22 protein-coding genes and 1 tRNA gene are annotated in these 22,286 nt (G+C 64.4%); 15 read left to right on the top strand and 8 right to left on the bottom strand.

Going from position 1 to position 22,286, the window contains the following annotated elements; genetic code table 11:
* Positions 1-19: 19 nt before the first annotated feature.
* A complete protein-coding gene (gluQRS, locus tag G3I74_RS02970; RefSeq protein ID WP_239056524.1) occupies positions 20-964 on the bottom strand; it encodes a tRNA glutamyl-Q(34) synthetase GluQRS in 945 nt (314 codons plus the stop codon).
* A 49-nt stretch (positions 965-1,013) separates the two neighbouring features.
* Here gluQRS and htpX point away from each other — a divergent pair, with 49 nt between their 5' ends.
* Positions 1,014-1,895: a protease HtpX gene (gene htpX, locus G3I74_RS02975; protein ID WP_164210084.1), complete on the top strand. Its 882-nt coding sequence runs from the start codon at positions 1,014-1,016 to the stop codon at positions 1,893-1,895.
* Positions 1,896-1,905: 10 nt separating this feature from the next.
* Here the strand turns inward: htpX and G3I74_RS02980 are convergent, their stop codons facing one another.
* Positions 1,906-3,963 (bottom strand): EAL domain-containing response regulator, encoded by a 2,058-nt coding sequence (locus G3I74_RS02980; protein ID WP_164210085.1) that lies wholly within the window; start codon positions 3,961-3,963, stop codon positions 1,906-1,908.
* A gap of 76 nt (positions 3,964-4,039) precedes the next feature.
* Positions 4,040-5,077, bottom strand: a complete 1,038-nt coding sequence (gene epmB / locus G3I74_RS02985; RefSeq protein ID WP_338063045.1) for an EF-P beta-lysylation protein EpmB — start codon at positions 5,075-5,077, stop codon at positions 4,040-4,042.
* 59 nt (positions 5,078-5,136) lie between these two features.
* On the opposite strand from epmB, the gene efp reads away from it, so the two are divergent.
* The 6 genes from efp to G3I74_RS03015 are packed head-to-tail and all read left to right on the top strand — an operon-like array spanning position 5,137 to position 10,156.
* Positions 5,137-5,706 (top strand): elongation factor P, encoded by a 570-nt coding sequence (efp, locus tag G3I74_RS02990; protein ID WP_164210087.1) that lies wholly within the window; start codon positions 5,137-5,139, stop codon positions 5,704-5,706.
* A 6-nt stretch (positions 5,707-5,712) separates the two neighbouring features.
* Complete coding sequence (locus G3I74_RS02995) at positions 5,713-7,047, top strand: TRZ/ATZ family hydrolase (RefSeq protein ID WP_164210088.1); 1,335 nt, start codon at positions 5,713-5,715, stop codon at positions 7,045-7,047.
* Positions 7,048-7,054: 7 nt separating this feature from the next.
* Positions 7,055-7,777, top strand: coding sequence for a bifunctional 2-polyprenyl-6-hydroxyphenol methylase/3-demethylubiquinol 3-O-methyltransferase UbiG (gene ubiG, locus G3I74_RS03000; protein ID WP_164210089.1), 723 nt, complete (start codon positions 7,055-7,057; stop codon positions 7,775-7,777).
* 5 nt (positions 7,778-7,782) lie between these two features.
* Positions 7,783-8,445 (top strand): HAD family hydrolase, encoded by a 663-nt coding sequence (locus G3I74_RS03005; protein ID WP_164210090.1) that lies wholly within the window; start codon positions 7,783-7,785, stop codon positions 8,443-8,445.
* 5 nt (positions 8,446-8,450) lie between these two features.
* Positions 8,451-9,335, top strand: coding sequence for an Hsp33 family molecular chaperone HslO (hslO, locus tag G3I74_RS03010; RefSeq protein ID WP_164210091.1), 885 nt, complete (start codon positions 8,451-8,453; stop codon positions 9,333-9,335).
* A gap of 2 nt (positions 9,336-9,337) precedes the next feature.
* Positions 9,338-10,156, top strand: coding sequence for a squalene/phytoene synthase family protein (locus G3I74_RS03015; RefSeq protein WP_164210092.1), 819 nt, complete (start codon positions 9,338-9,340; stop codon positions 10,154-10,156).
* Positions 10,157-10,160: 4 nt separating this feature from the next.
* Here the strand turns inward: G3I74_RS03015 and G3I74_RS03020 are convergent, their stop codons facing one another.
* Both G3I74_RS03020 and G3I74_RS03025 read right to left on the bottom strand, forming a co-directional pair.
* Entirely contained in the window at positions 10,161-10,658 is a 498-nt protein-coding gene (locus G3I74_RS03020; protein WP_338063046.1) for a Slp family lipoprotein, read from the bottom strand.
* Positions 10,651-10,938 (bottom strand): FmdB family zinc ribbon protein, encoded by a 288-nt coding sequence (locus G3I74_RS03025; protein ID WP_164210094.1) that lies wholly within the window; start codon positions 10,936-10,938, stop codon positions 10,651-10,653. Before G3I74_RS03025 ends, G3I74_RS03020 begins: the two co-directional genes overlap by 8 nt.
* Positions 10,939-11,046: 108 nt before the next feature.
* Here G3I74_RS03025 and G3I74_RS03030 point away from each other — a divergent pair, with 108 nt between their 5' ends.
* Together G3I74_RS03030 and G3I74_RS03035 are read left to right on the top strand one after the other, a co-directional pair.
* Entirely contained in the window at positions 11,047-11,730 is a 684-nt protein-coding gene (locus G3I74_RS03030) for an SDR family NAD(P)-dependent oxidoreductase (RefSeq protein ID WP_164210095.1), read from the top strand.
* The gene (locus tag G3I74_RS03035) at positions 11,730-12,074 is read left to right on the top strand and encodes a histidine triad nucleotide-binding protein (RefSeq protein ID WP_164210096.1); all 345 of its coding nucleotides are present in this window, start codon (positions 11,730-11,732) and stop codon (positions 12,072-12,074) included. Before G3I74_RS03030 ends, G3I74_RS03035 begins: the two co-directional genes overlap by 1 nt.
* 1 nt (position 12,075) lies before the next feature.
* Here G3I74_RS03035 and G3I74_RS03040 read toward each other — a convergent pair whose 3' ends face one another.
* The 3 genes from G3I74_RS03040 to mfd are packed head-to-tail and all read right to left on the bottom strand — an operon-like array spanning position 12,076 to position 17,684.
* Positions 12,076-13,404: an MFS transporter gene (locus G3I74_RS03040; RefSeq protein WP_164210097.1), complete on the bottom strand. Its 1,329-nt coding sequence runs from the start codon at positions 13,402-13,404 to the stop codon at positions 12,076-12,078.
* Between the two features lies 1 nt (position 13,405).
* Complete coding sequence (locus tag G3I74_RS03045) at positions 13,406-14,299, bottom strand: CsiV family protein (protein ID WP_164210098.1); 894 nt, start codon at positions 14,297-14,299, stop codon at positions 13,406-13,408.
* A 28-nt stretch (positions 14,300-14,327) separates the two neighbouring features.
* Positions 14,328-17,684, bottom strand: coding sequence for a transcription-repair coupling factor (mfd, locus tag G3I74_RS03050; RefSeq protein ID WP_164210099.1), 3,357 nt, complete (start codon positions 17,682-17,684; stop codon positions 14,328-14,330).
* A gap of 163 nt (positions 17,685-17,847) precedes the next feature.
* Between mfd and G3I74_RS03055 the strand changes: the two genes are divergently transcribed.
* The 6 genes from G3I74_RS03055 (at position 17,848) to pheS (ending at position 22,285) form a co-directional block, all read left to right on the top strand.
* Positions 17,848-17,924: transfer RNA gene (locus G3I74_RS03055), tRNA-Val, on the top strand.
* Positions 17,925-18,068: 144 nt separating this feature from the next.
* Positions 18,069-20,006, top strand: coding sequence for a threonine--tRNA ligase (thrS, locus tag G3I74_RS03060; protein WP_164210100.1), 1,938 nt, complete (start codon positions 18,069-18,071; stop codon positions 20,004-20,006).
* Between the two features lie 46 nt (positions 20,007-20,052).
* The gene (gene infC, locus G3I74_RS03065) at positions 20,053-20,571 is read left to right on the top strand and encodes a translation initiation factor IF-3 (protein ID WP_164210278.1); all 519 of its coding nucleotides are present in this window, start codon (positions 20,053-20,055) and stop codon (positions 20,569-20,571) included.
* Between the two features lie 132 nt (positions 20,572-20,703).
* Entirely contained in the window at positions 20,704-20,901 is a 198-nt protein-coding gene (gene rpmI, locus G3I74_RS03070; RefSeq protein WP_164210101.1) for a 50S ribosomal protein L35, read from the top strand.
* An 18-nt stretch (positions 20,902-20,919) separates the two neighbouring features.
* The gene (rplT, locus tag G3I74_RS03075) at positions 20,920-21,276 is read left to right on the top strand and encodes a 50S ribosomal protein L20 (protein ID WP_164210102.1); all 357 of its coding nucleotides are present in this window, start codon (positions 20,920-20,922) and stop codon (positions 21,274-21,276) included.
* A 4-nt stretch (positions 21,277-21,280) separates the two neighbouring features.
* On the top strand, positions 21,281-22,285 hold the full coding sequence (pheS, locus tag G3I74_RS03080; RefSeq protein WP_164210103.1) for a phenylalanine--tRNA ligase subunit alpha: 1,005 nt from the start codon (positions 21,281-21,283) through the stop codon (positions 22,283-22,285).
* Position 22,286: the final 1 nt, after the last annotated feature.

Consider the following 22,286-nt stretch of genomic DNA (forward strand, 5'->3'; position numbering starts at 1 on the left):
ACGCGTATTTTCGGGGCGATCACGGAGTATAGCTTTCGACCCGACCATCGTGCACGGTGACCGGGCCGAGCGGAATCCGCGCCGGCTTCCAGTGTTCCAGGGCCCAGGTCCAAAGCGACGCCAGGTTCTGGCAGCCAGGCGGGGGAGGATGGCCCAGTGCCTCGAGCGCCAGCGCGAGCGTTGCCCCTGCCGGGAGCGCCGCCACAGGATCGGCGGCCCGCGATTTGCTGAGCTTGCGCCCGTTCGCGTCGACGATGACCGGCAGGTGCAAATAGCGCGGGGTTGAAAAGCCGAGGGCCCGCTGTAACAGAATCTGCCGCGCGGTCGAGTCGAGCAAATCGGCGCCCCGGACGACGTCGGTCACGCCCGCGGCCGCATCATCGATGACCACGGCGAGCTGATAGGCGATCAGGCCATCGGCGCGCCGAATGATGAAATCCCCCGACTGACGAGCCGGCACCTGGCGCTGCAGTCCCAGCGCCCGATCATCGAAGGCAACCTCGCTCTCGCCAACGGCGAATCGTACGGAGCGAGGCTGCCGGCCTTCCGGAATTCCACTGCGGCAGGTTCCGGGATAGATTCCGTCGGGCGGCAGGTCTTTGCGGCTGCAGCCACAGGGATAGGCCAGGGCCAGGTCGAGCAGCTGGTCGAGCGCGGCTTCGTGGCGAAGCCGCGAACGGCTTTGATACATGATCGGCCGATCCGGCGTCATGCCGAACTTGGCCAGCGCGGCGAGCTGGCGCTCGGCGGCGCCGGCGACCTCGCGCGGCGGATCGATGTCCTCGATTCGGACCAGCCATTGGCCCTGGCGGGCCCGAGCGTCCAGGAAGCTGCCGACGGCGGCCACCAGCGAACCGAAATGCAGATCCCCGGTCGGTGAGGGCGCGAACCGTCCGACTGGCGTGCTGACCTCCAGGGCGCACGGCGCTTCGACCATCTTGGAATCGGGCTCCACAGCAGCCATTGTATGCTTTCGGTTTATTACCTTATCCGTCAAAAGAGGAATTCAGGAAATGCAGCGAATCCTGCTGTTTGTTGGGACCAATCTGGCTGTTCTGGTCGTTTTGGGTATCGTCATGAATCTCCTTGAGCCCTGGCTGGTGGCGCAAGGGATCAACGTCAATCATGCCGCTACCCTGCTTTTTGCGCTGATCTTCGGCATGGGGGGCGCAGTCATTTCGCTGCTGATGTCGAAGCGCATTGCGCTGATGGGCACGCGCGCGCAGATCATCGAGCAACCCTCGAACCAGACCGAACGCTGGCTGGTGGATACGGTCCGGCGTCAGGCGGCCGAAAGCGGGATCGGCATGCCCGACGTCGCGATTTACGACGCGCCGGAGCCGAATGCCTTCGCCACCGGTGCGTCGCGCAATAATGCCCTGGTCGCGGTCAGCACCGGGTTGTTGCGGGGGATGCGACCCAATGAGGTTGAGGCCGTGCTGGGTCACGAGGTTGCCCACGTGGCCAACGGGGACATGATTACGCTCACCTTGTTGCAGGGCGTGCTCAATACGTTCGTTTTGCTGTTGTCTCGGGTTCTGGGCCAGATCATCGACCGGGCCGTGTTTCGATCCGATCGCGGTTACGGGCCGGGGTATTTCATTTCGGTCATCGTGCTGCAGATCGTGCTCGGAATCCTGGCCAGCATGATCGTCATGGCCTTTTCGCGCTGGCGCGAGTTCCGGGCAGATGCCGGCGGAGCCCGGCTTGCCGGCCGCGCCAACATGATCGCGGCCCTGAAGCGTCTGGGCGCCAGCAGTCAGCCGGCGCAGCTGCCGGAATCCGTCGAAGCGTTCGGGATTCGCGGTCGGGTCGGGCAGGGAATGCGGCGCTTGCTGATGAGTCATCCGCCGCTGGAGGAGCGGATTCGCGCGCTGGCCGAAGGCGCGCGCTGACCCGCTGCGGCTACAGGCCCGCCTGCTCGCGCACGAACTCTCCCTGGACCAGGGTGATGCCGAGCTGCCACAGGGTGGCGAGGTCGCTGGTGTCATCGACTTTCGGCGCCACGATCCGAACGTGATTGCGTGAGGCCTCGCGAACCAGTTCGGCGAGCTGGTCGCGCAGGGTTTCATTGCCGCCAAGGTTTTGAACCATCTCGGGCGCCAGGCGCAGAAAATCCAGCTCGAGAAACCTCAGGCTCGGGCCGGTGGCGCTGTCGGGCACGACGTCACAGACCGCAAACCGGCAGCCCATGGGGCCGAAGCGGTGGATGAACTCCTGGGTCTGGCGCAGCTTGTCCTGGACCTCGAGATCGCGAAACGCCCAGATCATCTGTCGGGCGGGCAGTACATCGCGCTTCATCTGCGCTTCCAGGTGATCGCAGAAGCTGCTGTCGAGGGCCGATTGCAGGGACAGCGTCACCATCCACAAGTCGTCGCGCGAGAATTGCCGCTCCTTGAGCTCCAGCGCCAGGCGCCGGAGCAGGTCCTTGTCCATTCTTGACGCCAGCCCCAGGCGGCCGGCGGCGGCGCTGAATACCGATGGCATGACCACCTCGTCGCTGTCCTGGGAGCGCAGCCGGGACTCGATTTCGTGGATGATGAAATCGTCCTCGTCCATGCTGGTCACCGGCGACGACAGCAGCTGGATTTCGTCGTGGTCCAGCGCATGCACCAGGCGCTCACCCCAGGCCAGGTCCCCGTCATCGGTTGCCGAGGAAATCCGTGGACGATACCGCACGTACCCATTACCGCCGGAGCGCAGGGCTTCGGCCAGGGCCAGGTCGGCCTGGGAAATCAAGTTCTCCGCAACGGGGTTGGCGCTGCTGCCCTGGGTGACACCGACGCTGACGGTGACCGGAAGGCTGATTTCACCGATCTCAATGACCTGTCCCTGACAGCTTTCGACCACCTGCCGTGATACGGCGTCGGCCTGGGTTTCGCTGTGGTTTTCAAGGACGACGGCAAAAATGTGATCGCGCAGACGCGCCATTGGAATCTCTTCACCGACTGCCTCGACAAACAGGTCGGTGAGGCTGCGGATCAGTTGATCGCTGGCGCCGATGCCGACGCGAGACTGCACGCGTTCGTGATCGTCGATCGACATCATCATCACCGCCAGATCGGTGCTGTCGGCGTGGGATTCCAGTATTCGCTTGAGCAGGTCGATTAAGGCGGCATGATTGAGCAGGCCGGTCAGGAGGTCGGACTGCTTGATGCGGCGGAGCTCTTCGGTCAACGCCGGGTCGGCGTCGGCCCGATCCTCGTGCACAAGCATCTGGGCGCAGGCCTCGCCGCCGTAGCGCGCGCGCGAGAACATCACGACCGCGCTGAACTGGCTGCCGTCGGCGCGCTGCGCGTTGACCAGCAGTGGCGCGCCGGGGATCTCGTCATGCGCCAGGGCCTTGAGTACCTGTTTCAGATCGGTGTCCTGGTCGGTGCTTTCCAGCAGGTCGAGCATGGACAGGCCTTCCACCTCTTCAAAGCTGTCAAACCCGAACATCGCCAGGTAGGCGGGGTTGGCGAAGATATGCAATCCCTCATGCAGATAGGCGATGGCTTCGCTGGAACTGTCGAGCAGCAGGGTATAGCGTTCTTCGATCTCGCTGAGCCTGCGATTGGCCAGACTCGCGCTTTGCTTCGCGCGCAGCAACTCGGCCTGGCGCAGGAGGATGGCATGCAGTCGGCGTTCATTGTCGCTGGTGACAAACCCTTCGACTCCCGCCCGGCCAAGGGTGGCGGCGGCGGCCTCGTCTTCCGGATCGACGATTCCAATCACGGCGATCGGCTGCCCGAGCTCGCGCACTTGCCGATGGACTGCGTCGAACAACTCCGGCAGGCTGCTGTCGGCATAGGCCACCACCAGGTCGATCTGGTGCTCCTCGAAGGCTCTGGTCACGGCGTTGGCGGTATCGGCGTAAACCAGCACGATGCCGCTGTCGGAACCCAGCAATCGATCGACCCGCTTGGGGCCGGCGGGGTCGTCCGTGACCAGCAGCGCCCTGACCGGCAGAAGGGAATTCATGCGCGCGATGTTCCGGAGTTCACCCCGGCATGGTAGCAGCATTGTCTGCGCATGCTGTTGGCCTCTTGCGCGCCGGCTACAGGACCGGCAGCTTGAACGGCTCGCCGGGTTGTTCACGAACCAGGCGCGGGACCAGATAACCCGGCAGGCGGATGCGCAAACCGTGCAGGAGTTCCCGGGCGATCGGCTCGTCGACTTCGAAGCGCTTGCTCCCGGCCACCCGGTCCAGCAGGTGCAGGTAATAGGGGAGAACGCCGGCCAGGAAACCTCGCTCCATCAGCCGGGCCAGGGTGTGGACCTGGTCGTTGATGCCGCGCATCAATACGGCCTGGTTGAGCAGGTGAGCGCCGGTCAGGCGCAGTCGTTCCAGGGCGTGGTCGACCGACGGGTCGAACTCCTGCGGGTGGTTGGCGTGGATGACGATGACGACCGGCCAGGGCAATTCGCTCAACCACGCCTGCAGATGGGCGGTCACCCGGTCCGGCAGGACAACCGGCATGCGGGTGTGGATGCGGAGCCGTCGGATGTGGGGCAGGCTCGCCAGATCCCGGGTCAGTTCGCACAGCTTTCGGGTCTGCAGCATGAACGGGTCGCCGCCGGAGAAAATGACCTCCTCGATGTCCTCGTTTCGGGCCAGGTAGGCAAGCGCTTCCTGCCATCTTCGCGGCCCGATGGTCTGCCCGGCGTACGGGTAGTGCTGGCGAAAGCAATAGCGACAGTGGACGGCGCAGGCGCCGGTGGTCATGAGCAGTGCCCGGCCCTGGTACTTGTGCAGGACGGCTGGCGCAGAGCGACTGTCAAGATCGCCAACTGGATCGGTGCCGAACCCCGGATGCGCTCTGGCCTCGTCCGGGTCCGGCAGAACCTGCAGCAAAAGCGGGTCAGCCATGGCGCCGGCCGTCATGCGCTCGGCGAAGGCACGCGGCACGCGCATCGGGAAATCGGGCCTGCGACTGGCGGGGGCGACGTTCGACTCGAGACCGAGGAAGGTCAACAGCGAGTCCGGATCGCAAAATCCTTCCCGAAGCTGCTCGCGCCAGTTGCTGTTGGGCCGGATCGGAGTTCGCGATACACTAAGCGAATCCTTGTCCAGCATCGCTGCTTGTCCTTTCACGTCGCTTCGGTCGTGGCCTTGATCGCCGGGTCCGCTGCGTATTGTAATCTGGAGTAACCATGGCTACCTACAGCACCAACGAGTTCAAGTCGGGCCTGAAGATCATGCTCGACGGTGATCCTTACACCATCGTCGAAAACGAGTTCGTCAAGCCCGGCAAGGGTCAGGCTTTCAGTCGTGTCCGCGTGCGCAACCTCAAGACCGGACGCACCATCGAAAAGACCTTCAAGTCCGGCGATTCGGTTGAAGCGGCCGATATCTTCGAAAAGGAGATTCAGTACCTTTATTCCGACGGCGAATTCTGGCATTTCATGGACCCGGAGAGCTTCGAGCAGCTGGCGGCAGGTGAAGCGGCCATCGGCGACAGCGAACAGTGGATGAAAGAAGAGGATCTGTGCCAGGTGACCCTGTGGAACGGAGAGCCGCTGATCGTGCTGCCGCCCAACTTCGTGGAGCTGCAGATCGTTGAAACCGACCCCGGGCTCAAGGGCGATACATCCGGCAGCGGCGGCAAGCCGGCGCGGCTGGAAACGGGGGCAACCGTGCGCGTGCCCTTGTTCGTCCAGGAAGGTGAGGTGATCCGGGTCGATACGCGCAAGGGTGAATACGTCTCCCGGGTCAAGGAATAGCGGGCCGTGAGCGAGCCGGTCACAGCCCTGCTGCCGGAATGGATCGTCCCGGTCCATCCGGCCGGAGAGGTCCTGGAACACCATGCGCTGGTCATGCACGGCGACACGATCAGCGCGGTTATCCCGCGGGAAAAGCTGGACGACGCGTTTCCCGAGGCGCAGCGCATTGCCCTGCCGGGTCGCGCATTGTTGCCCGGGCTTGTCAACGCGCATGCCCACAGCGCCATGGCCCTGCTGCGCGGTCTGGCTGACGATCTGCCGCTGATGCGCTGGCTGGAGGATCACATCTGGCCGGCCGAACAGCAATGCGTGGGGCCCGACTACGTGCGCGTCGGCACCGAGCTGGCCGTGGCCGAGATGTTGCTGGGCGGCACCACCTGTTTCAACGACAACTACTTTTTCCCCGATGTCGCGGCCCGCACCGCCATCCGGGCCGGAATGCGGGCCGTGGTCGGCATGCCGATCATCAGCGTACCGACCGCCTGGGCGACCACCGAGGACGAGTACTTCGCGCGCGGCCTGGCCGTTCACCAGGACCTGGCCAACGAGCCGCTCGTCACCACGGCTTTTGCCCCGCACGCCCCCTATACGGTCACAGACTCTGCCTTTGCCCGGATTCGCGAACTGGCAGAAGAACTCGATATTCCGGTGCACCTCCACCTGCTGGAAGCGGCCGGCGAAATCGAAACCAGCCAGCAGCAGTACCGCTGCCATCCGATTGACCGGCTGGAAAAACTGGGCTTGTTCAACAATCGCCTGCTGGCCGTCCACATGACCCAGCTGACGCCGACCGACATGGACCGGGTCGCACGCGCCGGGGTCCACGTGCTGCATTGCCCGGCCTCGAACCTGAAGCTGGCCAGCGGGATTTGCCCGGTCGCGGCGCTGGTCGAGCGCGATGTCAACGTCTGCATCGGTACCGACGGCGCGGCCAGCAACAATACCCTGGACATGTTCGCCGAAACACGTTTGGCGGCGCTGCTGGGCAAAGGCTACAGCGGTGATCCCGAGGCGATTCCGGCCCATCTTGCGCTGGAAATGGCCACCATCAACGCCGCCCGCGCGCTGGGCCTGGACGAAGATATCGGGTCGCTGGAGTCGGGCAAGCAGGCCGATGTCATCGCCGTTGATCTTGACAGGATAGAAACCCTGCCGGTGCATCATGTGGTTTCGCAGCTGGTGTATGCCACGGGCCGGCACCAGGTCAGCGATGTCTGGGTGGCCGGACGCGCGCTGGTACGCGACGGCAGCCTGCAGACCCTGGATGCAGACCGCATTCGTGAAGAAAGCAGGGTGTGGCAACGTCGTCTTGCGCAAATTGACCAAAAGACACGAGCATGATCAGAGCATGAGCAGCGAGGCGGGCACGACGGATCGGAATCTGGATCCTCAGGAAGCAGAGAAGTTCGATCAGCTTGCCGCGCGCTGGTGGGATCCGGCTGGTGATTCCCGCCCTCTGCACGATCTCAACGGTCCGCGCACGGAATATATTGCGGCGCGCGCCAGGCTGCAGGACGCTCGGGTTGTGGACGTGGGCTGCGGCGGCGGCTTGCTGTGCGAGTCTCTGGCCCTGGCCGGCGCCTCGGTCACCGGCATCGACGCGGCCGAAAAGCCGCTGGGCGTGGCGCGCCTGCACGCCGCCGAAAGCGCGCTGGATATCGACTATCGCCAGATCACCGCCGAGGAACTCGCCCAGGCCGAGGCGGAGTCGTTCGACGTCGTCTGCTGCCTGGAGATGCTGGAGCACGTGCCCGACCCCGCCAGCACGGTTGCCGCCTGCGCCGCGCTGTGCCGGCCCGGCGGGCAGCTGTTTTTCAGCACCATCAATCGATCGCCGCTGGCCTGGACGCTGGCCATCGTCGGCGCGGAGTACGTCCTGGGCCTGTTGCCGAAGGGGACCCATCGCTACGACCGTCTTATTCGCCCCGGCGAGCTGGCCGGGGCCGTTCGCGCCAGCGGGCTGGATGTGCGCGACATCAGCGGAATGGACTACAACCCGTTCTCTCGCACGGTGCGTATCGGCGGACCGCCGCGGGTCAACTACCTGGTCCACGCGCACAAGCCGGACTGACTGGCATGGGCGCATCCCGGACCATCCGGGCGGTGCTGTTCGATCTCGACGGCACGCTGGTCGACAGCGCACCGGACCTGCTCTCGGCGCTGGCTTGGCTGCGCCGGATTCACGAACTGCCGCCGCTGGACTACGCTGGGCTTCGCCATCATGCATCGCGCGGCGCGCTCGGCATCATCGAGGCCGGATTCGCCGATCGTCCCGACCTTGATCGCGAGCAGCTGCGCGCGCGCTTCCTCAAGCGTTACGGCGAGCGCTTTTGGGTCGATTCCCGGGCCTTTGCGGGGGTTGAGGCCATGCTGCAGCAGCTGAGTTCTGAAGGAATGTTGCTGGCCGTGGTCACCAACAAGGTGGCGCGACTGGCCGCGCCTGTGGTCTCGGCGGCCGGGTGGGATGAGGTGCTTGCCTGCGTGATTGGCGGCGACACCACGGATAACCCAAAGCCCCATCCTGCGCCGGTGCTGGAGGCCTGTCGTCGGCTTGGTGTCCATCCGGGCGACGCCTTGATGGTCGGAGATGACCTGCGCGACATCGAGGCCGGTCGACGGGCCGGTTGCCTGACCGCCGCCGCGACCTGGGGATACGTGGCACCGGGTCAGGACCCTGCCACCTGGGGTGCCGCTTGTCTCTTGCAGCACCCCCAGGAAATCCACGATGTAATTAAGTAAAACCAATGGTTTATAAGGATTATCTACAAGGCATTCTATTCGAGGAGATCGGCGCGCGCTGCGTTTTCGTGCGGCTGGAGCGCGTGGTCGAGGAGGTGCTCGCGCGCGGTGACTACGCGTCCGACGAGGCGCGACTGCTGGGCGAGGCGCTGCTGGTGGTGGCGCTGATGTCCAGCGGGCTGAAGTTTTCCGGTCGCATCAGTCTGCAGCTGCGCGGCCCGGGACCGCTGAAGCTGCTGCTGGCCGACTGCTCCGACGCCGGCGGATTGCGGGGCATGCTGTCGTGGGACGAGGACCGCGGCGAGCGGCCGCCGCCGGATCAATTGCGCGCCTGCGCAGGTGCCGGCTCGATCCTGACCTTGACCGTGGATCCGACCGACGGCGGTCAGCGCTGGCAGGGTATTGTGCCCCTGGAGGGTGACAGCCCGGCCGAGGCGGTGGCCGCCTACTTCGAGCGCTCCGAACAGTTGCCGACGCGCTTTCATCTGGCCATGAGCAAAAGCCGGGGCGCCGGTTTGATGCTGCAGCGCATGCCCGACCGCCCGACCGATGGCGAGGACTGGAACCGGCTGCAGCAACTTTTTGCCACCGCCAGCCGGGACGAAATCCTGGATCTGGACGGCGAAACCCTGATGCGACGGCTTTTTCACGAGGAATCGCGGCGACTGTTTCCCCCGCGCGAGCTCGCGTTTCACTGCCCTTGCAGCCGCGATCGCGTCAGCGAAGTGCTGGTCAGCCTGGGCGAGGAGGAACTTCGACAGATGGCCGCCGAACCCGAGCCCACCGAGGTTCGCTGCCAGTTCTGCAATCAGCGATACCGCTTTGACCGCCTGGATCTGACCGCGCTGCTGCACGGTGAAGCGCCGCAGATCGGCCCGACCGTGCACTGATCGTGGACGCGCTGCAGTGGTGCCGCGATCGCTTGCTGGTGCCGGGCAATCCGCTGGCCGCGAGCCTGCTTTTCGTGCACCCACCCCAGCGCGAACGCATTCTCGCGCTGCGTGGCCTGATCACCGAGCTGGCCGCGCTGGACGATCCGGCCGCCGAACAGCCGGTTCGGGAGGCCAGGTTGGGCTGGTGGCACCAGGCACTGGCCGAAGGCGCGCCGCACCCGGCGCTTGAGGCCATGACCGATAGCGGCGCTGATGAGCGCGTATCGCCGGATCTTTTGCTGGCGCTGCTGGCCTCGATTGGCTCGGCGGCGATAAACCAGCGCTTCGAGCGCTACGAGCAGCTGTGGTCCCACTGCCTGGCCATCGGCGGCCAGGCGGGCCGCCTGGAAGCGCGCCTGGCCGAGGAGGGAGAACAGGACGATTCGGCCGCAGCCGCGCTGGGTGGCGCCAGCTACCTGATACGCATCGTTCGCGATCTGGGGCTGGATGCCCGTAACGATCGCTGGCTGGTGCCGCTGGATCTGCAGGCGCAGTTTCAGGTCGCGCGTCGTGATGCCATCAACACCCGGACTGGCCCGGGATGGGACGGGCTGGTGCGCACGCTGCTGGAGCGGGCGGTGCGCGAAGGCAATGCCGCGCGGAGTCGTCTATCGACCCGCCATCGTCATCTGCACATTCACTGGGCCCTGGATCGCCGTCTGGCCGGCCAGCTGGTGCGCCGACCGGGCGTGATCGTGCAGCGCCGAATCCTGCCGGGTCATGCCGGCAACGTATGGACGGCCTGGCGCGCCGCCCGCCGCCTGGCCCAGCAAAAGTGAAAGGCTAAAGACTGATTCCCAGGCCGATGCTGAACTGCGTGCGCGACTGCCAGCGCGAGGCCTCGGCCGGCCACAGGTGCACGCGCTCGGCGGCAAGTACGGGATGGGCGAGCCGATACTCGTCCACCTCGGCGTGCTCGATCCCGACGACGGTACCGAGGACGGTGACAAAACGCCCCGGCGCGTATTTGACCGGTTCCAGAAAGCCGGGGCGACGGACCAGGAAGCGCACACCGGGCTCCTCGTCCAGCCGCGGGCGATCGGCGCGGTCCAGCGGATAGCTCACCACGCTGATCTCGGTGCGGTTGGCCAGGTTGCGCACGGCCACGATGCGGCCGCCCCAGATCACGCGGTCGCCCTCCTGACTTTGACCCTCAAGGACGTGGGCCGGGCCCAGCGGCAGCACCGGGTCACTTTCGGTAGCCACAGGGCTGGTTGCACAGGCGACGAGCAGGAGCGGGATGAGCAACATCAAGGGCCGAAAAACACCGGGGTCAGTCATCGGCGCTGATCACTCCCGGGCCCTTGCCGGCGGTTTTCTCGTAGACGCCCTTGCCGATTTTCCGATACTGGGTGAAGCCGGCCTGTTCGATGCTTGAGGTCTTGAGCATGTGGGCCTTGCCGCTGACAACATTGGGTGGCGAAATCAGCCGTCTGACGGAATGTCCGCACTCAGGGCAAACGGCCAGCTTTGGATCTTTCAGCCGCTGCAGCACCGTAAAGCCGTCGCGGCAGTGATCACAGCCTTGTTCGGCGGCGCTGATGTATTCGTAGAAGGGCATGGCCGTTCCGGGAAATCGAGCGGCCCATGGTAGCCCATTCGGATGGCTCGAATCTGCGACAATCGGCGCTCACCTGGAAGTCGTGAGAAAGCAGAGGCGCATCAGGCGATGAACAGGAGTGTCCGCCCGGTTTGGCTGGTTACGGGAGCAGCAGGCGCGCTCGGACGCGCCCTGGTTAGTCGGGTCCTTGCGCTCGGGGACGACTGCATCGCGCTGGATCGTAACGAGCGCGGACTCAATCGGCTGCATGATCAGCTGGCGGCGGTCGGCGAAGCGCCGGCGCTGTATCCCATGGATCTGGCCGGCGCCGGACCGGATGATTACGCCCAGCTGGCGCTGGTGGTCGAAGAGCGCTTCGGGCGCCTGGATGTGCTGGTACACGCCGCCGCTTACTTCAGCGCGCTGCGGCCACTGGAACACCAGCCGGCTGATGAATGGTTTACCACGCTGCAGGTCGGACTGACCGGCCCGCAGCTGCTGACTTCGGCGCTCATGCCGCTGCTGCGCGCTGGAGAGCGCGGCACCATCGCCTTGATCAACAATACCGACTGCCTGGAAAAACCCGCGCGCTGGGGCGCATACGGCATCTGCCAGGCCGGACGGCGGCAGATGGCCGCAACACTGTCGGCCGAACTCGGGCCGCGCGGTCCGCGGACGATGGAGATCGATCCCGGACCTTTTTTCAGCCCGTTGCGCAGCGCCGCCTGGCCAACCGACACACCCGGCGATCTGCCGAATTCAGAATCGGCTGCAGCGCAGATTCAACAACGCATCCAGACCGGAGTCATGTGATGAGCAACGATTTGTTCCTGAAAATCATCAACCGCGACATCCCCGCCGACATCGTGTTCGAGAACGACCGCGTTTTGGCCTTTCGCGATATCGATCCCCAGGCGCCCACGCATATTCTGATCATTCCCAAGCGTCGCATTCCCACCATCAATGATCTTGAAGACGGCGATGCCGAGCTCATGGGAGAGCTTTTGCTAGCGGCCCGCGACATCGCCCGTGCCGAAGGCCTGAGCGAAGACGGCTACCGGCTGGTGTTCAACTGCAACCGGCACGGCTGTCAGTCGGTGTTTCACATCCACCTGCACCTGCTCGGCGGGCGCCAGCTCGACTGGCCGCCCGGCTGATTCAGGTCACTTCGGGCAGCCGCGCGCTGAGCCAGGCCCCGGCCAGGCCCATCGCCGCCAGAATCAGAATCACGCCCGAAACCGGCATGACTGCGGTCAGCGCGCCCACGCTGCCGGTCAGCAGGAGCACCACGCCGATCACGGTGTTGCTGACCGAGACATAGTCGGTACGCTTGTTGCCGCCGGCCAGGTCGACGATGTAGGTCTTGCGGCCCAGTCGTACGCCGGCATGGGCAATGGCGAGCAGGAAGAAAAACAGCGGGTAGAGCCAATGGCTGTCGGCCAGGGCAGGTACCGTCTGAACAATACCCACCAGCCCGAGGCCGACGGCCGCAGCAGCGACCCCGGCGAAGATCATGACCTGCCGGCTGGAGCTGTCGGCGAATCGCCCCCAGAACGGGGCCGAGACCAGGCTGGCCAGCCCGTCGGCGATGACGAACAGACCCAGCACCAGCAGCGCGCCTTCGGTCTGCTCATGGGCCAGCATGATGAAAAACGGTGCGCTCAGTGCCGAGCACAACAGCAGGGATCGGGCGATCACGAACTGTCGAAAAGGCCGGTCGGTGGCCAACAGCTGCAGTCGCTCCAGCGCCGCGCTCAGGGCGTTGCCCCCGCCGTCGGTTGCGCCCGGGCTCTCGCGCACCAGGGCGTAAATGCCGGCCGCGATCAGCCACAGCCCACCGGCGAAGGCCAGCAGGATCAGGTAGGTGGCCATGCTGCCTTCGCGGCCGATATCCAGCAGCAGCACCGTCCCGACACCGATGGTGACCAGGCCGGCCAGAAACTCCGACCAGCCGCTGACTCGGCCGCGCCGCGTTTTGGGCACGGTCTTGCCCAGGACATCCTTGGATGCGACCGAGCACAATCCACGCGCCAGGCTGAAGACGATCAGTGCGCCGATCAGCGCAAACCCGGCCGGCGCGCCTCGCAGGGCCACCGCGATCAGCGCCATGGCGAAAACCGCCAGTGCCTGAAGCACGCAGCCGACAACGAAGGTCCATTTACGGATCGCCTGGCGGCGCACGTAGCTGGCAATGACGAGTTGCGGAATCAGCGAGCCCGATTCCCGCACGGGCACCAGGAACGCCGTGAAAACCCCCGGGGCGCCGAGCGCGCTCAGCATCCACGCGAGGACGGTCTTTGGGTTGGCGATGGCGTCGCCGAGCTTGGTGAAAAACTGGGTCGCGACCTGGAGCAGAAAATTGCCGGGAACGACGCGGCAGGCGTCATCATCGATGTCCTTGCAAACGCGCGCATCTTCCTCGTTGACCAGGGCCTGGTAAGCGCGCTCGATCTGGCGGCTGACCAGAAAGTCATCGAACCTCGACATGTCAGGGGGCTTCGTTCATCTGCTTGGCAGAACCGGACTCGGGCCGTTCCCATTCCTGGATCAGGACCAGGACACCCAGCCACGGAGAGTCGAAGTACTCAAGCCGATCCATTTTGACCGGTCGGCTCAGATTCAGGCGGTGGACGACTCGTTCGTGCCCGATCGAGGGGGCGCGGTCGATCCGGGGCACCGCCTCGCTCCAGACCAGCTCGAGATTGACGTGGCGGAACTGGCGCTGACGAAGGTGCAGGCTGCCGTCGAGGCGGTAGTCAATGACCGGCAAAGCGTCAGGCGGTTCGATGGAGGGGTCGGTGTAAATGGCGGTCGGCGTGGTTTGCGTCCAGTCGATGGTCAGCGCTTCGTTGCCGCGAATCCGCACCGGTGAACTCCCGGTCTGCCGGTTCAGCGGCTGCAGCCAGGCGATGCTGGTCAGAACGCGGTGCCGGGGGCTGTCCTGAAGGCGCCGGACCGCTTGCTGGATGGTCTGAGAGAAGCTCGGCAGCGCGACGTAAAAGTCCGGCCAGATAGGGCCCTGTAGCCGCTCCCCGCTTGCTTGAATAAAAGCCACGGCCGGTCGCAATTGACGCCTTCGGTCCAGCGTTGCCGGATCGGCTTGGTCGTCAAGCCGGTCCCTGAGTGCAGCGTCCGCGGTTACTGTCGCGGATGGCGCGTCGAGCGGCGCGAGGCGCGCGGTCCAGGAGGCCAGCCGCGCGCGTTCGCGGGGGTCGGGCAGGGCGTTGAAGCCATTACCAGGCCCGGCCGGCCAGTCGTCCGGACGACCGTCGGTGTGCTGGAAGACGATGACTTCCACGCGCACCACGGTCCCGGGCTCGTCCTGCCCCAGGGCGGGCAGGGCGAAAAAAAGGCAAAGAACGGATAGCAGCGAGATTTTCACCAGCGCGAGTGTACCCGATCGGTCGGTCTCAGGCGGCTTTGCGGCGCGGGTCCAGTCTTTCAAGCACTTCCAGCGCCAGCGCCTGGCGCTGTTCCGGCGCTTCATATTCGCCCTTGATCCTCAGCCGATCATCGGCCGGCAGCTCGAAGGTGTGGGACTCTTTCTGGATCATGCGGATCAGTTCGGTCATGTCGATATCGGGCTGATTGATGAACTCGACGCGGCCACCCGCCGGCCCGACCTCAAGGCGACGAATACCGAGACGACGGGCGTCGAGCCGCAGTTCGGCACTTGCGAAAAGGTGCTTGACTTCGATTGGCAGGAGACCGAAACGGTCGATCATCTCGACCTGAAGTTCGTGCAGCGCCTGTTCGTCGCGTGCCTGAGCGATCCGCTTGTAGAGCACCAGCCGCTGATGGACGTCGGGCAGGTAGTCCGGCGGGATCATGGCGCTCACGTGCAGATCGACTTCGCCAGTCACCGCCATCGGCTCGTCGAGGTCCGGTTCGGCACCGGACCGCAGTGCCTCGACCGCGCGATTGAGCAGGTCGGAGTAGAGCGAAAAGCCAATCGCTTCGATCTGGCCGGATTGGTCCTCGCCCAGCAGTTCGCCGGCGCCGCGGATTTCGAGATCGTGGTTGGCCAGGGTAAAACCGGCGCCGAGTTCTTCCATGGACTGAATCGCTTCAAGTCGCTTTTGCGCATCTCGGGTCATGGCCTTGCGTGGCGGTGTCACCAGGTAGGCGTAGGCCAGGTGATGGGAACGGCCGACGCGGCCGCGCAATTGATGCAGCTGGGCCAGGCCGAACTTGTCGGCGCGGTTGATGATGATGGTATTGGCGGTAGGTACGTCGATACCGTTTTCGACAATGGTCGAGCACACCAGCAGGTTGATCCGGCGGGCGTAGAAATCGCGCATGGTGCGCTCCATCTCGCCCGGCGGCATCTGACCGTGGGCCATGCCGATACGTGCCTGCGGAAACAGTTCGGCCAGCTCGGCGACCATGCGTGGCATGCTCTTGACCTCGTTGTGCAGGAAATAGACCTGGCCGCCGCGCTGGAATTCGCGCAGGACCGCGTCGCGAATGGTTGGCGTGTCCCATTCGCTGACAAAGGTCTTGACCGCCAGCCGCCGAGCCGGCGGGGTGGCGATGATGGACAGCTCTCGCAGACCGCTCATGGCCATGTTCAGCGTCCGCGGAATCGGCGTGGCGGTCAGCGTCAGCAGGTCGACCTCGGCCCGCAAGGCCTTCAGGCGTTCTTTCTGGCGCACGCCAAAGCGCTGCTCCTCGTCGATGATGACCAGGCCCAGATCCTTGACCTGCACGTCTTTTTGCAGCAGCCGATGGGTCCCGATGACAACATCCACCGTCCCGTCTGACAGTCCGGCCAGGACCTGGGCGGTGTGCTTGCCGGTGCGAGACAGCAGCTCCACGCGCACCGGCCAGTCGGCGAAGCGATCGGAGAAGGTCCGATGGTGCTGCTCGGCCAGCAGTGTCGTCGGGGCCAGAATGACCACCTGGCGACCGGAATCGACAACCGCAAAGGCTGCCCGCAGGGCGACTTCGGTCTTGCCGAAACCTACGTCGCCGCAGACCACTCGGTCCATGGGCTGGTCGGAGGCCAGGTCGGCGAGGACGGCGTCGATGGCGCGTTGCTGATCGTCGGTCTCCTCGTACTCGAAGCCGGCGGCGAAACGCGCATACAGCCCGCGGTCAAGGCCGTAGGCAAAGCCGGCGCGCGCGGCCCGCCGCGCCTGCAGATTGAGCAGCTCGGCGGCGACGTCGCGGACTTTTTCGGCGGCCTTGCGACGGGTCTTTTTCCACTGGTCGGAGCCCAGTCGGTGGAGGCTGACGGCGTCCGGATCGGCGCCGGTGTAGCGGCTGACCAGTTCGAGGTCGGTGACCGGCACGTAGAGCTTGTCGCCGCCCTCGTATTCCAGGGTCAGATACTCGCCGCGGCCGTCGCCGACTTCCAGCACCTCCAGGCCGCGGTAGCGTCCGATCCCGTGCTCAAGGTGGACGATCAGGGCGCCGGGCTGAAGGTCGGCCAGGCTCTTGACCAGGCTTTCAGGATCCTGGCCCGTACGCCGCTCGCGCGAAACCCTGCGGGCATGGCCGGGAAACAACTCGTTTTCGCTCAGCACGGCGATGCCGTCGTTTTCCAGCATGACGCCGCTGGAGACCGGCAGCACGGCGATGCTGACCGGGTCGTTCTGGCTGGCAAAGCTGGCCCAGGACTGTACTGGCCGGGGCTGCAGGCCGGCCGATCGCAGGCTTTCGCTGATCAGTTCCCGACGCCCGGCGGTGTCGGCGGCCAGCAGTACGCGAGCCGGCTGCTGCTTGAGCCATGCCACCGCCTTTTCCGGCTGCTGGTCCAGGTCGATCGGATCCGGCGAGCGAACAACGGCCGCGGCCGGCTTTCTGCGGGTGATTCTGACGCTGGCGCGTGCGGCCAGGTTGGCGGCCAGTTCACGGCCGTCGAAAAACAGCTCGTTTGGATCCAGGGCAGGGCGCTCGATGTCTCCCGAGCGTTGTTCATGACGCTGTTCGATCTGCTCACCGTAGGATCGGGCCGCCTCGTCGACGCCGTCGAGTACGACCAGGCGATGTTCGGCCGGCAGGTAATCGGTTAGTGCGCTGGTTTGGTCGAAAAAAAGCGGTAGGTACTGCTCCAATCCCTGGCCGGCGATGCCGTCGCCGACCTCCTGGTAGGGCAACGCGCGCCGCAGGTCGACGTCGAAGCGGGTACGGAAGCGCCGCCGGAACGCGCCCCGGCTGTCCTCGTCGAAGGGAAACTCTCGTCCCGGCAACAGATCGATTCCCTCCAGCTTCTCGATCGAGCGCTGGCTTTCGGCATCGAAGCTGCGGATGGTTTCGATCTCGTCATCGAACAGCTCCAGTCGAAACGGCAAGGCCTGGCCCATGGGCCACAGGTCGATGACCGCGCCACGAGTGGCAAACTGCCCCGGTTGCCAGACTTGCTCTGACGGCTGGTAGCCAGCGTCCTGCAGCTGGGCCCGGAATGCGGCCGGATCGATCTGTTGTCCGACGGCGAGTTTGATGCTCTGGCCGCGGATCCAGGCGACGGGTGCCAGGCGCTGCATCAGCGCGGTGACCGGTGCGATGACCACCCCGCGAGCCAGTGTGGGCAGTCTCGAGAGCAGGTCCAGCCGGCGCGAGATCAGGTCCGGATGCGGTGAATACAGGTCATAGGGCAGCGTCTCCCAGTCCGGAAACAATTCGACCGGCGGTCCGTCGAGCCTTGCCAGGTCATCGCGCAGCTGACGGGCGCTGTAGCCGTCGGCGGCGGCGACCAGAAGCGGGCCGCCCTGACGTCGGCCCAGCGCCGCCAGGGCCAGGGCCAGGCCGAGCCCCTCCAGCAAGGGCCAGTCCTGCCTTGTGCCAGGCTGCGAAGGTGGCGGATTGAGAACGGAAAAGTGGTGATTCATTGAGCTATCGGAGCGAGTCGGCCCGCCATTGTAGCGAGTGCCGGATGGCGTTTGCCCGAAAGACTTCTTTCATCTATACTAACGGGCTTGTCCAGAGGGGCGATTAGCTCAGTTGGTTAGAGCGCTGTCTTGACATGGCAGAGGTCACTAGTTCAAATCTAGTATCGCCCACCATCTACACCATCCTGTCCGGCCCATGGGCTGGTTTTCCGGCTTCTTTGACGGATTGTCAACAACCGGGTTGCAAACTCAGAGGTCAGGGGCGCATGGCGCCCTTTTTTCGCTTCGGATTTTGTTTTTTAGTGCAAGTGAGCAGACATGGTTCAGATCAATCTTCCTGACGGTTCGAGCAAACGCTTCGACGGGCCGGTGACGGTTGCCGATGTCGCGGCGTCGATCGGATCGGGGTTGGCCAAGGCCACGCTGGCCGGGGAAGTGGACGGTCGCCTGGTTGATGCCAACCATTGCCTGGAATCCGACGCCAGTGTGCGCATCATCACCGCCCGCGACGAGGAAGGACTGGATCTCATTCGCCACTCCACCGCGCATTTGATGGCCCAGGCCGTCAAACGCCTGTTCCCGGAAACCCAGGTCACCATTGGCCCGGTCATCGAAAACGGGTTTTACTACGATTTCGCGCGCGAAGAACCGTTTCGACCGGAGGATCTTGAGGCCATCGAGGCGGAGATGCAGCGCATCGTCGCCGATGATCTGCCCGTCTCGCGCGAGATTATGGACCGCGACGAAGCGGTCGAATTCTTTCGCGACCAGGGTGAGGAATACAAGGCTCGGATCATTGCCGATATTCCGGCCGGCGAGACGATCTCGCTCTACCGGCAGGGCGATTTCATCGACCTGTGCCGGGGGCCGCACATCCCCTCCACCGGCAAGCTCGGCGCGTTCAAGCTGACCAAGCTGGCCGGGGCCTACTGGCGCGGCGATGCCGGCAACGAAATGCTGCAGCGCATTTACGGCACCGCCTGGGCCGACAAGAAACAGCTCAAGGCATTCCTCAAGCGCCTGGAAGAGGCCGAGAAACGCGATCACCGGCGCCTGGGCAAACAGCTTGACCTGTTTCGCTTCCAGGACGATGCCCCGGGGGCGGTGTTCTGGCTGCCGCGCGGCTGGGCCTTGTTCCGGCAGCTGATCGACTACATGCGCCAGCGCCAGGAGGCGGCCGGATACGTCGAGGTCAACACCCCCGACGTCATGGACCGCTCGCTGTGGGAAACCTCCGGCCACTGGCAGAATTATCACCAGCACATGTTCACGACCAAGACCGAGGACGATCGCGTTTTCGCCCTGAAACCAATGAACTGTCCCGGCTCGGTCAGTCTCTATAAGCACGGCCTCAAGAGCTATCGCGACCTGCCCATCCGCATGGCCGAATTCGGCAAGGTGCATCGCTACGAACCCTCGGGCGCGCTGCACGGCCTGATGCGGGTGCGTCATTTCACCCAGGACGACGCCCACATCTACTGCACCGAAGAGCAGATGGAAGAAGAGTGCCGAAAGGTGATCGAGCTCAACCTGTCGGTCTACAAGGATTTCGGATTTGACGACGTCCGGCTGAAGTTCGCCGACCGGCCGGAAAACCGGATCGGGGACGATGCTACCTGGGACAAGCTTGAAGGCGCGCTCAAGGGCGCCATCGACGCCATGGGGCTGGACTACACCTATAACCCGGGCGAAGGCGCTTTCTACGGGCCCAAGATCGAGTTCGTGCTGCGCGACGCGATCGGCCGCGATTGGCAGTGCGGCACCCTGCAGGTCGATCTCAACCTGCCCGAGCGCTTTGATGCCACTTACCGCACCGCCGACGGTGGGGAAGCGCGCCCGGTGATGCTGCATCGGGCCTTGTTTGGCTCGCTGGAACGTTTTACCGGCATCCTGATCGAGCATTATTCGGGCAATCTGCCGCTTTGGCTGGCGCCCGTGCAGGCGGTGGTGATGAACATCACCGACGCCCAGGCCGATTACGCCCAGGACGTCTGCGAGCGGCTAAGGGAAAGCGGCCTGCGGGTCGAATCCGACTTGAGAAACGAAAAGGTGGGCTATAAAATCCGCGGCCGCACGCTGGAGAAAATTCCCTATCTGCTGATCGTCGGCGACCGCGAGGTCGAGCGCGGTCAGGTGGCCGTGCGGCTGCGCGATGGCACCGACCTGGGGTCCATGAGCGTCGAGGCGCTGGTCGAGCGACTGCACGCGGAAGTGGCACAGCGTGGTGTAATCGGAGATAATTCCCCTTCAGCCTGAGCTGAAGTGCAGGTCATAAAGCTCAATCAACCAAGGAGCAGCACACATCGCAAGCGAAAAACAGACTCGGCGCAACGAGGACATCACGTCTCCGAAAGTGCGCGTGGTGGGTCCAGAGGGAGATCAGATCGGCGTGATGAGCAGCCGCGACGCGCTGGCCAGAGCCGAAGAATTTGGCCTCGACCTGGTGGAAATCGCGCCGCAGGCCGACCCTCCGGTCTGTCGCATCATGGACTGGGGCAAGTACAAATTCGAGACCTCCAAGAAGGCGCAGGCTGCACGCAAGAAGCAGAAGCAGATTCAGGTCAAGGAGATCAAGTTTCGCCCGGGCACAGACGATCATGACTATGACGTCAAGATGCGAAACTTGAAGAAATTCATAGAAGAAGGCAACAAAGTTAAAGTCACTTTGCGTTTTCGGGGCCGAGAAATGGCCCATCAGGAACTGGGGCGTGATCTGCTCAAGCGTGTCGAGCATGAAATGTCCGAGGAGACCACGGTCGAGCAGTTCCCGCGCATGGAAGGGCGCCAGATGGTCATGATGCTGGCGCCGAAGAAACACTAGCCCGTAGCGGGCGTATAACTCGCCGGACTGCAGCTCGAATCAAGTTCCGTCGCGTCGGCATCGCGACAGACGCTGCAGGAAGGTATTAAAAAACCGCTCCCTTTTTGCGGGAGCCGCAACAGGAGATCACAAATGCCGAAGATGAAGAGCAACCGGGGTGCTGCCAAGCGCTTCCGGGCTACGGGCAGCGGGCGCATCAAGCGCAAGCGCGCCTTCCACAGCCATATCCTCACCAAGAAGGACACCAAGCGCAAGCGGCGCCTGCGGTCCACGACGTTGATATCGAAGTCCGACGAGAAAGCCGTCCGCCAGATGTTGCCCAAGCTGTAAGGTCCGAGGAGAAATCACATGGCCAGAGTCAAACGTGGAGTGGTGGCCCGTCGCCGCCATCGCAAGGTTCTCAATCGCGCGAAGGGCTACTACGGCGCCCGTCGCAAGGTCTACCGGGTCGCCAAGCAAGCGGTCATCAAGGCGGGTCAATACGCTTACCGCGACCGTCGCCAGCGCAAACGCGATTTCCGCAGCTTGTGGATTACCCGAATCAACGCCGCTGCGCGCGAGCACGGCATGTCCTACAGCCGCTTCATCAACGGCCTGAAACGCGCCGAGATCGAGATCGACCGCAAGGTGCTCGCCGATCTGGCCGTACACGACAAGGCGGCCTTCAAGGCCCTGGCGGAAAAGGCTCAGGCCAGTCTGGCCTGACGCCATGAGCAGCCTTTCTCCCGAAGACCTGCTGGCGCAGGCTCAGGAGTTGGTTGCCGAAGCCGGAGACGCGCGCGCCCTGGACGAGGTCCGGGTGCGCTATCTGGGCAAGAAAGGGGCATTGACCGGGTTGCTCAAGCAGCTCGGCCAGCTTCCCCCGGACCAGCGTCGCGAAGCCGGTCAGGCCGTCAACCGCTGCAAGCAGGCGCTGGAAACGGCGATTGCGGAACGTCAGCACACCCTGGCCGATGAGCAGCTGCATGCCCGGCTCGCGGCCGAGCAGGTGGATGTCACGCTGCCGGGTCGATCGCACGAAGCCGGTGGTCAGCATCCGGTCAGCCGGGCGCTGGATCGGATCCTGGACATCTTTGGTGAGCTTGGCTTCAGCGTCGCCACGGGACCCGAAGTCGAAGACGATTACTACAATTTCGAAGCGCTGAACTTTCCCGAGCATCATCCTGCCAGGGCGATGCACGACACCTTCTATCTGCCCGACGGACGGCTGCTGCGGACCCATACTTCGCCGGTCCAGATTCGCGTGATGAAGGAAACCCAGCCGCCGGTGCGGATTGTTGCGCCCGGGCGCGTTTTTCGGGCTGATTCCGACCAGACCCATACCCCGCAGTTTCACCAGGTCGAGGGCCTGCTGGTCGATACCGACGTCACTTTCGCCGACCTGAAGGGGCTGCTGTCGGATTTCGTCAATACTTTTTTTGAAGATGAACTGGAAGTGCGCCTGCGCCCGTCCTATTTCCCGTTCACCGAACCTTCGGCCGAAGTCGACGTGCGCTGGACCGAGGCGGACGGCTCGCCCGGGCGTTGGCTCGAAGTACTCGGCTGCGGCATGGTGCACCCCAACGTGCTGGAAAACTGCGGTATCGATTCGGAACGCTATACCGGCTACGCCTTCGGGCTGGGCGTGGAACGGTTCGCGATGCTGCGTTATCGGGTCGATGACCTGAGGCTGTTCTTCGAGAACGACCTCAACTTCCTGCGCCAGTTTCGTTAAA

Origin of the sequence: Wenzhouxiangella limi (assembly GCF_010499265.1) — a bacterium.
GTDB lineage: Bacteria > Pseudomonadota > Gammaproteobacteria > Xanthomonadales > Wenzhouxiangellaceae > Wenzhouxiangella > Wenzhouxiangella limi.